We start from the raw sequence: 14543 nt of genomic DNA on the forward strand, positions 1-14543 counted from the left end.
CTATTTTAATTAGCATTGAATCAGTTCAGATTCTGTAATGATCCAGTCAACGGAAAGATCGTGTGATTCTCGTGGTACGTGAGGAATCAGTTGAAAATCGTAAACTAAAGAAATCAAAACAGCATTTTTTTGAAGTAATGGTAAAAATCGATCATAATAACCAGCTCCAAAACCAATTCGATACCCTTCTCGGTCAAAGGCTACTCCAGGTACAATAACCAAATCTAGTTTTTGTGGTGGGGTTGGCCTTAATGCTTCATCCTTAGGTTCCAGTAAACCGAATCCTGTGACTTGCAAGTCTTGTTCTGGATTTTTTAGCTCAGAAACCGTTAAACGATAGTCCTTTGGATTGGTCACAGGAATGTAGACATGCTTTCTTTGGTGGAGGTAATTTTTAATCAACGAATCTGTTTTAACTTCATTTCTAAAATCGAGGTAGGTCATCATATGCATAGCTTCTTTCCATACAGTCATTTGCATCAGTGTTTCATGAATAGCATGACTTTTTTGAAGCACAACAGCTTCGTTTAGGGATTCTCTCTGGTCTAGCATTGCTTTACGGATTTGGTTTTTCATAAAATTCGCCCTTTCTATCAGAGTCGTAGCCCATTGAGTCGACTCTTTACATTCATTTTATCAGATTTCTTGCAATTTTGCTCTGACTAAGGTTATAATAAAGAGTGAAAATGCTAAAATCAGGAGTTGGAATTGTTGATAGAATTCAAAAACACAAGCAAAGTATATGATAACGGTGTTCATGCTTTGAAAAACATTAGTTTGAAAATTGAAAAAGGAGAATTTTTATTTTTGGTTGGTCCCAGTGGCGCTGGAAAATCAACCTTTATTAAGTTGCTCTTAAGAGAAGAACAAGTATCTGGTGGAAAAATATTGGTTGATGGGGAAGACATTACAAAGTTATCCCAACGACAAATTCCATACTTAAGAAGAAAAATTAGTGTGGTATTTCAAGATTTTAGACTTTTGGAAGATAAAACTTTGTATGAAAATGTTGCCTTTGCCATGCAAGTAACCGGTGCTTCTCCTAAAGAAATCCGAAGACAGGTACCAATGATGTTGGGAATGGTAGGACTGAGTGATCGAGCAAGGCAATATCCTCACCAGCTTTCTGGTGGAGAAAAGCAAAGGGTTTCTATTGCTAGGGCGATTGTGAATCGTCCCATTGTCTTGATCGCAGATGAGCCTACGGGGAATTTAGATCCAGACACAGCATGGGAGGTAATGAAAGTATTGCGGCATATAAGCAGGCGAGGCACTACAATTGTGATGGCAACACATGCAAAAGATATCGTAGATATCATGCAACAGCGGGTGGTAGCCTTGGAAAAAGGCGATATCGTCCGAGATGTGCAGAGGGGGATTTACGGATATGAAGCTTAGAGCCCTTCAGTACATAGCTCAACAGAGTTTTAAAGGCATCTGGAGAAACAAAGGGATGAGTGTTGCATCTATCAGTTCAGTGGCTGCATCGCTTACGATATTAGGTTTGATGATGGTATTGGTCTTGAATATGGGACATCTGGCAAGTCTTGCTCAGACCCAGTTTGATAGTGTGCAAGTATACTTGGAAGAAGACCTAGATCCACAAGCGATTGATGAATTAGGGTCAACTCTTGGGGAGATTAATGGTGTAGCATATATTCATTATGAATCCAAAGAAATGGCCTTAGCCAATATGAAGGAAAGATGGGGAGAGCAGGGACATTTGTTAGATACGCTAGAGGACAATCCATTGCCTAACTCCTATATCGTTCATGTAGATCATATTCGATATTCGGATGCTGTGGTGGAAGAAATTGTAGGTCTAAGAGGGGTAGACGAAATTCGATATTATCGAGATATTATTGATAATTTGATTCGAATTGCTGGGCTTGTTCGTTCTATAGGACTGATGGTCATTGCAGTATTGATCTTAATCGCAACTTTTATTATTTCTAATACGATCAAGCTTACGATTAATGCGCGAAAAAGAGAAATACGTATTATGAAAGATGTTGGCGCGACCAACTGGTTTATACGTTGGCCCTTTTTTCTAGAAGGAACCATTCTGGGGCTTGTGGGTGCTGCTATTGCCTTAACGATCATCTATTTTGGATATCAAACTATTTTTGAAATGGTGACGACGCGTTTTTTTGTTATCTTCAGCGCCTACTTACTATCCGTAGAAGAAATGATGCAACGAACCCTCATTATGTTTGCTGTTTTAGGTGCTGGTGTAGGATCTCTGGGAAGCATTATTTCTCTGAGAAAACATTTGGAAATATAAAAGTGGGATGAAATGGAAGGAGGCATTTAATTGCGAGGGATACATAAAGTTCTGGTGACGCTACTGGTCTTGATTGCCGTGGGCTTTAGTACCGTTACGTTTGGGAGTGAAGTTGAACAAATTAATCAGCAACTTCAAGAACTACAAAGTCAACGACAGGGCATCGATGCAGCCATTCGTGATAATTCTAGAGAACAGAGAAGTGTTGAAGAACAGTTAAATTATCTTAGTGGCGAAATACAAAGCGCTGAACAGGAGCTAAATTCGCTGAATAACAGAATTGTCGATACGGAAAATAGAATAGATGATACGCAACAGTCTTTAGAAGAAGCGATCATATCTATTGAAGAAAAACAGGAACTCCTAGCAAAACGGTTGGATGCCATGTATCGAAATGGTAATGTGGCTTACGCAGAAGTGTTGTTTAATTCCAAGGATTTTTCAGAACTGCTTAGTAACATGGATATGGTAAAGCTTATCGTGGAAAACGACGTAGATTTATTGCATTTTATGGAAGAGCAAAGAATTCTTATTGAAGATAAAAAGGCGGAGTTGGAACTGAACCGACGGTACTTGGCTGAACTTAAACATACCGTTGAAAATCAGCGTGAATACCTAGTGGTGACTCGTGGAGAACAACAGCGATTAAAGACGGAACTAGAGACGGATAAACAGGCCTTAGAAGCTCAGTTGAATCAACTGGAGAAGGAAGCAAAAAACTTGGAACAGGTACTCGTTAATCTTCAATCAGATCGAGACTACGAAGGAGGAGAAATGAGATGGCCAGTCCCTGGTCATAGTCGTATTTCTTCACCATATGGGAATCGAATACATCCTATTCTTGGGACCAATCGATTTCACTCAGGGATTGATATACCAGCGCCTACGGGCACAAATATTATTGCAGCGGGACCTGGAACAGTTGCTTTTGCAGGGAACCGTGGTGGGTATGGGCGAACGGTTTTCATTGACCATGGTGGCGGCATTATTACCTTGTACGCCCATTGCAATACCCTTCAGGTTTCTGAAGGCCAGCGGGTAGAAGCTGGTCAAACCATCGCTAAAGTAGGTAGTACTGGAATGTCTACAGGCCCTCATCTCCATTTCGAAGTTCGTAAAAATGGGAAATACGTAGACCCAATGCCTTGGCTACAATAGAATGCATTACGTTTGAAAGCCCCTATTAGTAGGGGTTTTTTTATTTTAAAGGTGCCGTCCTCTCCCAGAAATAACTAGTTACTTTTTGCGATGCTCTATGCTTCCTTAGGACATATGTACCTTTATCTAGTATATTGATGAGATTGAAGATGCCTATAAAATCTGAGGAAGCGTGTTTACAATGGAAAGAGCAAAAATAATGATAAGTGGTTGTCTGTTGTGGCCAAGGGTATAAGGTAGCCAGTGGAGAGAATTTGAGGTACAATAATTGAAAGCAATAGAATATAGTTGGTAAAGGAGTTTTTTGATGATAAGCAAAAGGAAAGCAGTTTTAGGGGCTATTGTACTGATTTTGTTAACCAGCTTTGTCACCTTTAGTGCCAGTAATTTAATGGCGTTAAACCTAGGAGATAAAGTCATTATTAGCCAGGATATGTACCAACGAATGAATGAAGAAAATGATAATATGGGAAAACTAATCCAGTTAAAACACTTTTTGTTGGGAGAGTATTATGTGGAGTTAGAAGAAGAAACCCTTATTGATGGCGCCATTCATGGTATGTTTGAAGCCGTAGGAGATCCCTATACGACATACTTAGATGCCAAAGATATGGAAGATATGATGATGAGTACCCAGGGGGTTTATGGCGGTATCGGTATTATTGTGACGGGAGATCAAGATGGCTATGTTTCTGTGGTATCGCCTATCGAGAATACGCCAGGAGAGAGGGCAGGTTTGAATACAGGAGATCGAATTATTCGTGTGGACAACGAGAGTGTTTCTGGGAATCGGTTAGACGATGCTGTTTCTCTTATGCGAGGAGAAGCGGATACAGAAGTGAAATTGGAAATAATAAAACGAAACCAGTCAGAACCAGTAGATGTATCGGTTATGCGAGAAATAATTCGTATTGAATCGGTGCGTTCGGAAGTCATGAAGGATCAAATAGGATATATACGTGTCACTAACTTTGATGAACAAACTGCAAATGACTTTAGGTTTCATATGGATACTTTGAAAGACCAAGGAATCAGCAAAATTGTACTGGATCTACGGAATAATCCAGGAGGTTTATTAAGCTCTGCTATTCAAATTTCTGATATGCTTCTGGGGGAAGAATTAATTGTTTACACAGAAGATCGGCATGGGAACCGAAAAGAGGAATATGCTGATGCTAAGCATTACGGTGTTGAACTAGTGGTTTTGATTAATGAAGGGTCTGCTAGTGCATCTGAAATACTGGCAGGTGCATTACAAGATCATAAAAAAGCCATATTGGTAGGGGAACAGTCTTTCGGAAAAGGACTAGTCCAGGAAATGCAGCAACTACCTGATGGAACCGGATTCAAGCTCACGGTCTCTGAATATTTTACGCCTTCAGGGCGCAATATACATGATAAAGGCATTGAACCAGATTATATTGTAGAAATACCAGAAGAAATGTGGCTAGAAGGACTTGATCTAGATTTTGACGAAGATCCACAGTTGATACGTGCCACTGAACTCTTGCAATAAAAAGGAAGGGATGTTTGGATGAAACCATTTAAAGTCATGGCAGACTTTCAGCCCATGGGCGATCAGCCACAGGCCATAAAAAATCTGAGCAATGGTGTCCGTAAAGGACTACAGCATCAAACGCTTCTAGGAGTTACTGGTTCAGGAAAAACCTATACCATGGCAAAACTGGTAGAAGAAGTTCAGAAACCGACCCTAGTAATTGCTCACAATAAAACATTGGCAGCTCAACTTTGCAGCGAGTTTAGAGAGTTTTTTCCGGAAAATTCGGTAGAATATTTTGTTAGTTACTATGACTATTATCAACCAGAAGCCTATGTGGCCCACAGCGATTTGTACATTGAGAAAGATGCTTCTATTAATGACGAAATTGATAAGCTTAGGCACTCGGCTACGGCATCGCTTCTTGAACGTAGAGATGTGTTGATTGTTGCCAGTGTTTCTTGTATTTATGGCTTAGGGGATCCTGATGAGTATAAAGAGCTGGTGGTTTCTTTGCGAGTAGGAATGGAGCTAAATCGCAATGAAGTTATGAAAAACCTCACAAATATTCAATACACTAGAAACGACATCAACTTTACCCGAGGTACCTTTCGGGTGCGGGGGGATATATTGGAGATTTTTCCTGCTTCATCTTCGGAGAATGCACAGAGAGTTGAATTTTTTGGTGACGAAATAGAGCGGATTACAGAGATTAACACCATGACTGGCGAAGTAATTGGATCTCGTCAGCATTTAGCGGTTTTTCCGGCCTCTCATTATGCTACTAAGTGGGATAAAGTGGAAAAGGCTGTTGAAAATATTGAAGCTGAATTGATTGAACGAATGGATTACTTTAAGAAAAAAGAGCAGTTGTTAGAAGCTCAGCGAATTGAACAGCGGACAAAATATGATATAGAAATGCTAAGAGAAATGGGTTACTGCCAAGGAATTGAAAATTACTCCAGACATCTGACGGGAAGGCCTGCTGGTAGCAGACCCTTCACGTTAATTGACTACTTTCCTGAAGATTTTCTGCTGCTTGTTGATGAGTCCCACGTAACCTTGCCTCAAATCAGAGGTATGTATGGTGGTGATCGATCACGGAAAGAATCATTAGTAGAGTATGGGTTCAGACTACCTTCTGCTTTTGATAATCGACCCTTGAATTTTAAAGAGTTTGAAAAAATGGTTAATCAAGCAGTGTATGTTAGTGCAACACCCGGTCCCTATGAGTTAGAACACAGTCAACAAGTAATAGAACAGCTTTTAAGACCTACAGGTCTGATTGACCCGATGATCCACATTCGTCCAGTACAAGGCCAAATAGATGACTTATTGGGAGAAATTAATGCATGTGCGGAAAAAAACCAGCGTGTACTGGTGACTACCTTAACAAAAAAAATGTCGGAAGATCTTACACGTTACCTGACAGAAGCCAGTGTGAAAGTACGATACCTGCATTCGGACATTGATACCATGGAACGAATGGAGATTATCAGGGAACTTCGCCTTGGTACTTTTGATGTGTTAGTGGGTATTAATTTGTTGAGGGAAGGGTTAGATTTACCAGAAGTTGCTCTTGTAGCTATTTTGGATGCGGATAAAGAAGGGTTTCTTCGTTCAGAGATTGCACTTGTACAGACTATTGGCAGAGCTGCTAGGAATGTAGATGGTCGAGTGATTTTATACGCAGATAAGGTGACGCCTTCAATGAAGCGTGCCATGGATGAGACAGAGCGACGACGAAACATACAAATAGAACATAATCAAAAACATGGCATTACACCACAAAGTATTATGAAAAAAGTAAGAGATGTTATCGAAGCTACAAAAGTAGCGGAAACCGAAGATATTTATGAGATAGAGGAAAAAGGGAAGCCGAAGCCGCCGACTGGAAAAGCTGCACAAAAACAAATCAAGATACTAGAAAAAGAAATGAAAGAAGCAGCACGCAATCTGGAATTTGAAAAAGCAGCTGCTATTCGAGATGAAATAAGATGGATTCGAAATCAAGGAGCAGAAAAAAGTGTTTTGTAGAGCTAGAATCAAAATGAATGAGGTGTAGGAGTGTCAAAAAATAAGATTGTGATAAAGGGAGCCCGAGAGCATAATTTGAAAGACATAAGTATTACCATTCCCAGGGACCAATTGATTGTGATGACAGGTCTTTCTGGATCTGGTAAAACATCTTTGGCCTTTGATACGATTTATGCAGAAGGACAGAGAAGATATATTGAGAGTTTGTCTTCTTATGCTCGTCAATTTTTAGGACAGATGGAAAAACCAGATGTTGATTATATCGAAGGGTTAAGTCCTGCTATTTCCATTGATCAGAAAACAACCAGTAAAAATCCAAGGTCTACCGTTGGCACGGTGACAGAAATATACGACTACTTTAGATTGCTCTATGCCAGAGCAGGCACCCCCCATTGCCCGGTATGCCATAAAGAAATCAGCCAAATGACCATAGAAGAAATTGTTGACCAGATTATGAAAATGGATGAAAAAACAAAAATACAGATTTTGGCACCAGTGATCAGAGGAAAAAAAGGAGCTCATCAAAAACAGTTGGAAAAAATTCAAAAAGATGGATTTGTTCGGATTCGTATTAATGGAGAAACTCATGAGGTATACGATGATATAAAGTTGGATAAAAATAAAAAACATAGTATTGATATTGTAGTGGATCGAATTGTTGTGAAGCCTGGAATAGAGGAGAGGTTGGCGGATTCCATTGAGACATCCCTTAAGTTTTCTGAAGGGTTGGTACTCGTAGATGTTTTAGAAGGAAAAGAAATACTTTATTCTACCCATCTTTCTTGCCCTGAGCATAACATAGGGATGGAAGAATTGAGTCCTCGTATGTTCTCCTTTAATAATCCTTATGGGGCTTGTTCAGAATGCAAAGGGATAGGCCATATGAAAGAGGTAGATCCGGAACTTGTTATCCCTAATAAAGACCTGAGCCTTCGAGAAGGTGGGATTGCAGCGTGGAGTAGTTCTAATGGCAAGCAAGCTGAGGATGGTTATTACTTTCAAATGGTGGAACAATTAGCAAAGCAGTACAAAGTTAGCCTTGACGAACCCATAGAAAAACTACCCAAAAAATTTATTCAAGTGCTGCTTTACGGATCGGAAGATCATCGAGTATCTTTTGAATTTGAGTCACGTTTTGGTGGGAAAAAAACCCATGCTTCGGTTTTTGAAGGGGTAGTTCCGAATTTAACTAGGCGGTATCAGGAAACACACTCAGAATATATGCGTGATCGAATCGAATCTTTTATGAGTGAAAATCCTTGCCCTGTTTGTAAAGGAGCAAGGTTGAAAGATATTTCTCTTGCGGTGACTGTGGGGGATATAAATATTCATAAGTTAACATTAATGTCTGTTAAAGAAGCCGTCTCTTTTTTTGATACCCTTACATTAACGGATCAAAAAATGATGATTGCCAGACAGATTTTCAAGGAAATTAGAGAACGGTTATACTTTCTAAAAGATGTGGGACTGGATTATCTGACTTTAGCCAGAAGTGCTGGCACTCTTTCTGGAGGTGAGTCTCAGAGAATAAGATTGGCAACGCAAATTGGTTCCAGTTTAGTAGGTGTTTTATATATTTTGGATGAGCCAAGCATAGGGTTGCATCAAAGAGACAATGAGAGGCTGCTTAAAACCCTGCGCAACCTTACGGATTTGGGCAATACCGTGGTAGTGGTGGAGCATGATGAAGATACGATTATGAATGCAGATCATATTGTGGATATTGGACCAGGTGCTGGGATTCATGGAGGTCAAGTGGTAGCTCAAGGGGATGCGAAAACCATCATGAACACACCGGAATCCATAACAGGTCAGTACTTAAAAGGCACAAAAAAAATTATGATCCCATCACAACGGCGAAAACCTAATGGCAAGAAAATTCAAGTAAAAGGTGCTAAGGCCAATAATCTTAAGAATTTAGATGTTGATTTTCCTCTGGGAGTTATGACCTGTGTTACAGGAGTTTCTGGCTCTGGAAAGAGTACGTTGGTAAACGAAGTGCTTTATAAACGTTTGGCACAAGAATTTTATAAATCCAAAGAAAAGCCTGGTGCCCACAAGGGGATAAAGGGAATCGAGGATGTTGACAAAGTTATAAAAGTGAGTCAAGATCCTATCGGTCGAACGCCTAGATCGAATCCTGCTACCTATACAGGTGTTTTTGATCACATTCGAGATTTGTTTGCCCAAACACCTACAGCGAAAATGAGAGGCTATCTGAAGGGTCGGTTTAGCTTTAATTTAAAAGGAGGGCGTTGTGAAGCCTGTAAAGGCGATGGGATCATAAAAATAGAGATGCATTTCTTGCCAGATGTGTATATTCCTTGCGAAGTTTGTAAAGGGAAACGATACAATAGAGAAACATTGGAAGTCAAGTACAAGGGTAAAAGTATTGCGGATGTACTGTCTATGAATGTGGAAGAAGCACTCTTGTTTTTCGATAGCATTCCTTCGATAAAACGCAAACTTCAAACAATGATGGATGTAGGCCTTAGTTATATACAGCTTGGGCAACCATCTACTCAGCTTTCTGGTGGTGAAGCCCAGCGTATTAAGCTTTCAACAGAACTTAGTAAAAAAAGTACGGGCAGTACCTTTTATGTTTTAGATGAGCCTACTACGGGTCTTCATATTGCTGATGTGGAGACATTAATCGCTGTACTTCAAAGGTTGGTGGATGCAGGGAATACGGTGGTGGTGATTGAACATAACTTAGAAGTTATTAAAACGGCAGACCACCTTATTGATCTTGGGCCAGAAGGTGGTGGCGAAGGTGGAGAATTGGTAGTATCTGGAACGCCTGAACAAGTATCGGATTGTAGGGATTCATATACTGGGATGTTTTTGAAACAGACCTTGAACCAAGCAATGAGTCAGAAAAAAGCTCAGTAAAATAAAGGATAGGAGGTTGAATATGGGACGTATAGGATTTCAAGAATTGGCACTAGTATTTGGATTGGCGCTTTTAATCTTTGGACCTGCAAAACTTCCGGAGATAGGAAAATCTCTGGGAAAAGGAATACGTGAGTTTAAAAGTGCTACTACAGACGCAATGTCAGAAAAAAAAGAGGAAGCCCCAGAGACCAAGGATGAGAAAGAAAAGGATGTTTAAATTCTTTTATCCTTGGCATAGGAGGCAACAATGATTGATTTAGTATAACCTGATGGAAAGTTATTGAAAGTATGCTATAATAATTGCAGAGTTAGAAAAAAATAATAACAGCGTAGAACTAGAAAATGATACGCAGAAAAGAAAGGAGGTGTAATGATGGGTAGAATAGGATTTCAAGAAATATTGCTGGTTTTTGGATTGGCTTTGCTAATTTTTGGACCTTCGAAACTACCGGAAATTGGTAAATCTCTGGGAAAAGGAATACGTGAGTTTAAAACTGCAACAAAAGAAATGACAGATAGTGTCAGCATAGAAGAAACTTCTTCCGATAAAAAATAAAGTGGCATTAATAAAGGTGGGTGAGTATAGTGCGATTTGGTGTGATGGAAATATTGCTGGTGGGAGGAATTGTATTACTGGTCTTTGGTCCAGGGAGATTTAGTCTCCTAGGCAAATCTTTTAAAAAGAGCGTCCATGAATATAAAGATGAAACAAAGAACAAAACGAAACAATAACGGAAGATAGGTGGGGGAACCTTGGAACAAGAAACAAAATCAATGAGTCTAGTACAGCATTTGGAAGAATTTAGAAAAAGACTTATCATATGCCTCATTGCAATTGTTGTGACTTCGACAATGAGTTTTTTATATGTCGAAGAAATAAGGTATTTACTCATTCGTCCCGCTGGGACACTGGAATTGATTTATATCACACCTCCAGAAGCATTGATGGCAAACATAAGATTAGCTATTTTGTCAGGGATTATCCTTGCCATGCCTATTCTTGTATACCAGTTTCTAGCATTCATCATGCCAGCGCTCTATAAAAATGAAAAAAAGATTCTGTTTCCCATTGTCATGGCTATGCTGCTAATGTTTTCCATAGGAATTATGTTTGCCTATAGGATTGCGTTTCCCTTTGCCATCCGTTTTTTTCTCAATTTTGCATCAGATGATCTGGTACCTATGTTTACAATTACGCAGTATATTGCTTTTGTGACACAATTTATCCTTACCTTTGGGTTGGTTTTTCAGCTACCGTTACTATTTTTAGTGCTGGGGTTGATGAATGTCGTAAGCGCATCATTTTTACGCAAAATCAGAAAATATGTATTACTAGTGATTGCGGTTGGATCCGCTTTAATTACTCCACCTGATATTATCTCTCAGTTGATGATTGGTGGCCCTTTATGGTTACTATACGAAGTAGGAATTCTACTGGTGGCTATTGTTCAAATTCGAAAAAGACGTAGAAAAGAGTAATGAGGTTCATTTGAAATGCTTGATCACAAGGTTTAAAGAGTTGGGATATACGGTTAGAATTTTATTTGCCTTAACTTGTGAATGCATTAACGAAGATGAAGGCTAATCCAAGGAATTGAATCTCTTGGAATAAGTAGAGTTATTACTGTGAGCAAGTGAAAGATGGATCAGTGAAAAAACAGATATAAATATGTCTTTTTGAAGATTTGAAGGAGGTTCTAGATTGAAGTGTTTCCATAAGCATAGTACCCTGAGCGTTCTGCCTTAAGAAATATAGTTAATAAATTAACGAAATGATGACTGCTTTATCAAAGAGGGGAGTTTAGGACGTTGAGAGACAAAGATCGAATTGTGCATTATTCTATTTTATCCAGACTGCTGACAGATCAGCTTACGGTGGAGGACATGGTGAAACTGATAGATTTTTCGGACTCTTTATCTTCTGGAAGTGATGAATTATTGGAAGAATTAAGAATGGAAATGAAAGGCTTAATAACTAAGAATATAGATGAAGCATTACGAGTGGAATATGCCCATTTGTTCTTAATGCCTGAAGGCGTTAAAGCATATGAGTCTGTTTATCGACGGAATGATGGATTAATGATGCAAGAACCTTGGGAAAAAGTTAGAGCATTTTACTTGAAACACGGATTGAAAATAGAGGGCGATAAAAGCCATCCAGAAGATCATGCATCGGTTGAACTTGCTTTTATGGCTATATTAATCGAAAACGAAGAAACAGAGGCAGTTCAAAAAGTTTTTTTTGATCAGCATTTATCCTGTTGGCTTCCGAAGCTTTTTTCGGATATAGAAAAAAATCCCTATGCTAACTTTTATCAAATGGTGGCAAAATATGGAGAAGATTTTCTTCGACAGGAAAAGACAAGATTCATAAGTTGAAGAAAGACTGATAACAGGAGGGAAGAAAAAGATGAATGAATCTAAGCAAAAAGAAATGAATGTGGACCGAAGGAATTTCCTTAAGTTGACATTGGGAACCAGTGTAGCAGCAACTGCTGGAATAGGCATTCCAAAGTTTGCTCACGCAAAAGAAGAGCAAAGCCTTGTAGAGCCACAGTCCAAAGTGGTGAATACATTCTGCAGTGTTTGTGGTGGTGGATGTGCCATTAAGGCTCATGTAGTGAACGACAGACTGGTACACCTTGAGGGTAATCCTGATGATCAGGCAGCTCAAGGAAGGTTATGCGTGAAAGCATACGCAGCACCCAAAACCCTATACGATCCAGATCGTCTAAAGTATCCTATGAAGCGAACAAATCCAGAAAAAGGAGAAGGAGTAGATCCTGGCTTTGTGCAAATCGGCTGGGACGAAGCTTTTGGATTGATTGCGGAGAATTTTCAGAAGGCCATTGATGAACATGGACCAGAGTCCATTATTTTCTTTATGCGGAGTCAAGACTTTGCTAATCGACTTCGTAATGCCATCGGCACACCAAATCATGTGGCTCATCAAAGCACTTGCTTTACGTCACAGGTGGCAGCTTGGTATGCTACGGTAACGGGAGGTGGAAGACCTTATATTTACGATCTGGAGAACTGCAAGTATATCATGGGCTTTGGGTTTGATGGATTGGGTAAATCTAAAAACATGCACATTCGAAACATCACACGTGCATTATCCAAAAATGCCAAGATGGTGATACTAGATCCGTATATGTCTGTAACCGCTCGAAAAGCTCATGAATGGATACAGATTAAACCAGGTACAGACCTTGCTTTTGCCCTTGCAATGATTCATGTGATTGTAAGCGAAGGCTTGCATGATGTAGAGTATGTAGATAACTACACTTCTGGTTTTGAATATCTGGAAGAGTTTTCCAAGGACTATACACCAGAATGGGCAGAAGAGATTACTGAAGTGCCGGCAGATGATATTCGTCGAATAGCACGAGAATTTGCTACAACGAAACCAGCGCATATATTTACTCATAAAAGAGATGCTGCTGGCCCTAATTATGCAAATAGTACGACTTTAGCACATGCTATTGTTATTTTAAACGCGTTGGTAGGTACCATTGAGCGGGAGGGTGGTTTACTATTGGCCAGAAACTTCCCGTCTGCTGATTTTGATGAAACCTTTCCAAGGCCAGATTTTCCTGAACGTCGTTCTGATCGTGTGGATGCTTGGGAACAACGAGAGATTATGAGCCGCTTCACCAATGGTGACTTTGCAACCGTAGCAGATGGAATTCTTAATGAAAAACCATATCCAACAAAAGCAGCTTTGGTACGAAAATACAATGTACTGGCTTTCCCAGAAGCCAAAAGAATGATGGAAGCTTTTAAAAAACTTGATTTCATAGCCGTTTGTGAAATATATCCATCCGAAATGGCTATGATGGCTGACGTGGTTCTTCCAGAACCCCATTGGTTGGAAACCTCTGGTGTTTCAACTAGAAACTTTTTCTCTCGATGGCCTCAGTTAGCAGTCAGAACACCAGTGGTCAGTATGGGATATGACACCAAAGGATTCTCTGGAATTATTGTTGAACTGGCAGAAGCTATGGGGCTTGGTCACTACTTTGAGGGTGCATCTGGTGGAGCCTGGAACAATGCAGTTTTGGAAGCTGCTGGCACCTCTTGGGATGAAATGAAAGATGATCCAACGGGGTTGTGGGGAGAAGAAAAGCCCTTTGAACCACGTGAAGAATTTAATACACCTTCCAATAGAATAGAGCTGTACTCTACAGTGATGGAAGAAAATGGATTTGATCCACTTCCGACATGGAGACCTCGACGTGAAGGACCGAATGATGAGTACCCTTTTAATTATTTGATTAATAGACCACCTATGCATAAAATGACAGAATCCCAGAATAATAAATTGATCATGGAGCTGTATGGTGAAAATCACGCTATTCTAAACAGAGAAAAGGCTGAGAGTATGGGCATAAAAGATGGAGACTTAGTAAATGTGGAGTCGCGCGTGGCAAAAATACAGTTGAAGGCTAAATTAACAGATGGAATCCGTCATGATTGTGTTTGTGTCTTTCACGGGTTTGGTCACTGGAGCCGTAAGTTGACGGTTGCACATGGTATTGGAGCCAATGATGGTGATTTAATTCCTTCCATGACCCATGAAGAAATGGCTGGACTAAAAGATCCAGGTGCTGGAGCCTGTATGACAGACTTTCCGGTTAAAGTGACCAAAGCCTAAGCTGAGAGAGGAGG

General features: G+C 39.9%; 13 protein-coding genes. 12 read left to right on the plus strand and 1 reads right to left on the minus strand.

Features of this window, described 5'->3' with window-relative positions; genetic code table 11:
* Positions 1-9: 9 nt before the first annotated feature.
* Positions 10-576: a 5-formyltetrahydrofolate cyclo-ligase gene (locus ACZ47N_RS12035; protein WP_464886788.1), complete on the minus strand. Its 567-nt coding sequence runs from the start codon at positions 574-576 to the stop codon at positions 10-12.
* A 135-nt stretch (positions 577-711) separates the two neighbouring features.
* On the opposite strand from ACZ47N_RS12035, the gene ftsE reads away from it, so the two are divergent.
* The 12 genes from ftsE (at position 712) to ACZ47N_RS12095 (ending at position 14529) form a co-directional block, all read left to right on the plus strand.
* Positions 712-1398 (plus strand): cell division ATP-binding protein FtsE, encoded by a 687-nt coding sequence (gene ftsE, locus ACZ47N_RS12040; protein WP_464886789.1) that lies wholly within the window; start codon positions 712-714, stop codon positions 1396-1398.
* Complete coding sequence (gene ftsX, locus ACZ47N_RS12045; RefSeq protein WP_464886790.1) at positions 1388-2284, plus strand: permease-like cell division protein FtsX; 897 nt, start codon at positions 1388-1390, stop codon at positions 2282-2284. Before ftsE ends, ftsX begins: the two co-directional genes overlap by 11 nt.
* A 30-nt stretch (positions 2285-2314) precedes the next feature.
* On the plus strand, positions 2315-3442 hold the full coding sequence (locus ACZ47N_RS12050) for a murein hydrolase activator EnvC family protein (RefSeq protein ID WP_464886791.1): 1128 nt from the start codon (positions 2315-2317) through the stop codon (positions 3440-3442).
* Positions 3443-3749: 307 nt separating this feature from the next.
* Complete coding sequence (locus ACZ47N_RS12055) at positions 3750-4958, plus strand: S41 family peptidase (RefSeq protein ID WP_464886792.1); 1209 nt, start codon at positions 3750-3752, stop codon at positions 4956-4958.
* Between the two features lie 18 nt (positions 4959-4976).
* Positions 4977-6977: an excinuclease ABC subunit UvrB gene (gene uvrB, locus ACZ47N_RS12060; protein WP_464886793.1), complete on the plus strand. Its 2001-nt coding sequence runs from the start codon at positions 4977-4979 to the stop codon at positions 6975-6977.
* A 30-nt stretch (positions 6978-7007) separates the two neighbouring features.
* A complete protein-coding gene (uvrA, locus tag ACZ47N_RS12065; protein ID WP_464886794.1) occupies positions 7008-9869 on the plus strand; it encodes an excinuclease ABC subunit UvrA in 2862 nt (953 codons plus the stop codon).
* Positions 9870-9891: 22 nt separating this feature from the next.
* Positions 9892-10089, plus strand: a complete 198-nt coding sequence (locus ACZ47N_RS12070; protein ID WP_464886795.1) for a twin-arginine translocase TatA/TatE family subunit — start codon at positions 9892-9894, stop codon at positions 10087-10089.
* A 156-nt stretch (positions 10090-10245) separates the two neighbouring features.
* A complete protein-coding gene (locus ACZ47N_RS12075) occupies positions 10246-10428 on the plus strand; it encodes a twin-arginine translocase TatA/TatE family subunit (RefSeq protein WP_464886796.1) in 183 nt (60 codons plus the stop codon).
* A 44-nt stretch (positions 10429-10472) separates the two neighbouring features.
* Positions 10473-10604, plus strand: a complete 132-nt coding sequence (locus ACZ47N_RS12080) for a Sec-independent protein translocase subunit TatA/TatB (RefSeq protein ID WP_464888440.1) — start codon at positions 10473-10475, stop codon at positions 10602-10604.
* A gap of 21 nt (positions 10605-10625) precedes the next feature.
* Positions 10626-11351, plus strand: coding sequence for a twin-arginine translocase subunit TatC (gene tatC / locus ACZ47N_RS12085; protein ID WP_464886797.1), 726 nt, complete (start codon positions 10626-10628; stop codon positions 11349-11351).
* 330 nt (positions 11352-11681) lie between these two features.
* Complete coding sequence (locus ACZ47N_RS12090; protein WP_464886798.1) at positions 11682-12251, plus strand: TorD/DmsD family molecular chaperone; 570 nt, start codon at positions 11682-11684, stop codon at positions 12249-12251.
* Between the two features lie 31 nt (positions 12252-12282).
* Positions 12283-14529, plus strand: a complete 2247-nt coding sequence (locus ACZ47N_RS12095) for a molybdopterin-containing oxidoreductase family protein (RefSeq protein ID WP_464886799.1) — start codon at positions 12283-12285, stop codon at positions 14527-14529.
* Positions 14530-14543 lie beyond the last annotated feature (14 nt).

This window comes from Tindallia texcoconensis (genome assembly GCF_055383815.1).

Excerpts from the sequence above, each read along its gene's own strand:
- ftsX (WP_464886790.1), top strand. The coding sequence starts at position 1,388 with ATGAAGCTTAGAGCCCTTCAGTACATAGCTCAACAGAGTTTTAAAGGC.
- ACZ47N_RS12095 (WP_464886799.1), top strand. The coding sequence starts at position 12,283 with ATGAATGAATCTAAGCAAAAAGAAATGAATGTGGACCGAAGGAATTTC.
- ACZ47N_RS12075 (WP_464886796.1), top strand. The coding sequence starts at position 10,246 with ATGGGTAGAATAGGATTTCAAGAAATATTGCTGGTTTTTGGATTGGCT.
- ACZ47N_RS12080 (WP_464888440.1), top strand. The coding sequence starts at position 10,473 with ATGGAAATATTGCTGGTGGGAGGAATTGTATTACTGGTCTTTGGTCCA.
- uvrB (WP_464886793.1), top strand. The coding sequence starts at position 4,977 with ATGAAACCATTTAAAGTCATGGCAGACTTTCAGCCCATGGGCGATCAG.
- ACZ47N_RS12055 (WP_464886792.1), top strand. The coding sequence starts at position 3,750 with ATGATAAGCAAAAGGAAAGCAGTTTTAGGGGCTATTGTACTGATTTTG.
- ACZ47N_RS12070 (WP_464886795.1), top strand. The coding sequence starts at position 9,892 with ATGGGACGTATAGGATTTCAAGAATTGGCACTAGTATTTGGATTGGCG.
- ACZ47N_RS12035 (WP_464886788.1), bottom strand. The coding sequence starts at position 576 with ATGAAAAACCAAATCCGTAAAGCAATGCTAGACCAGAGAGAATCCCTA.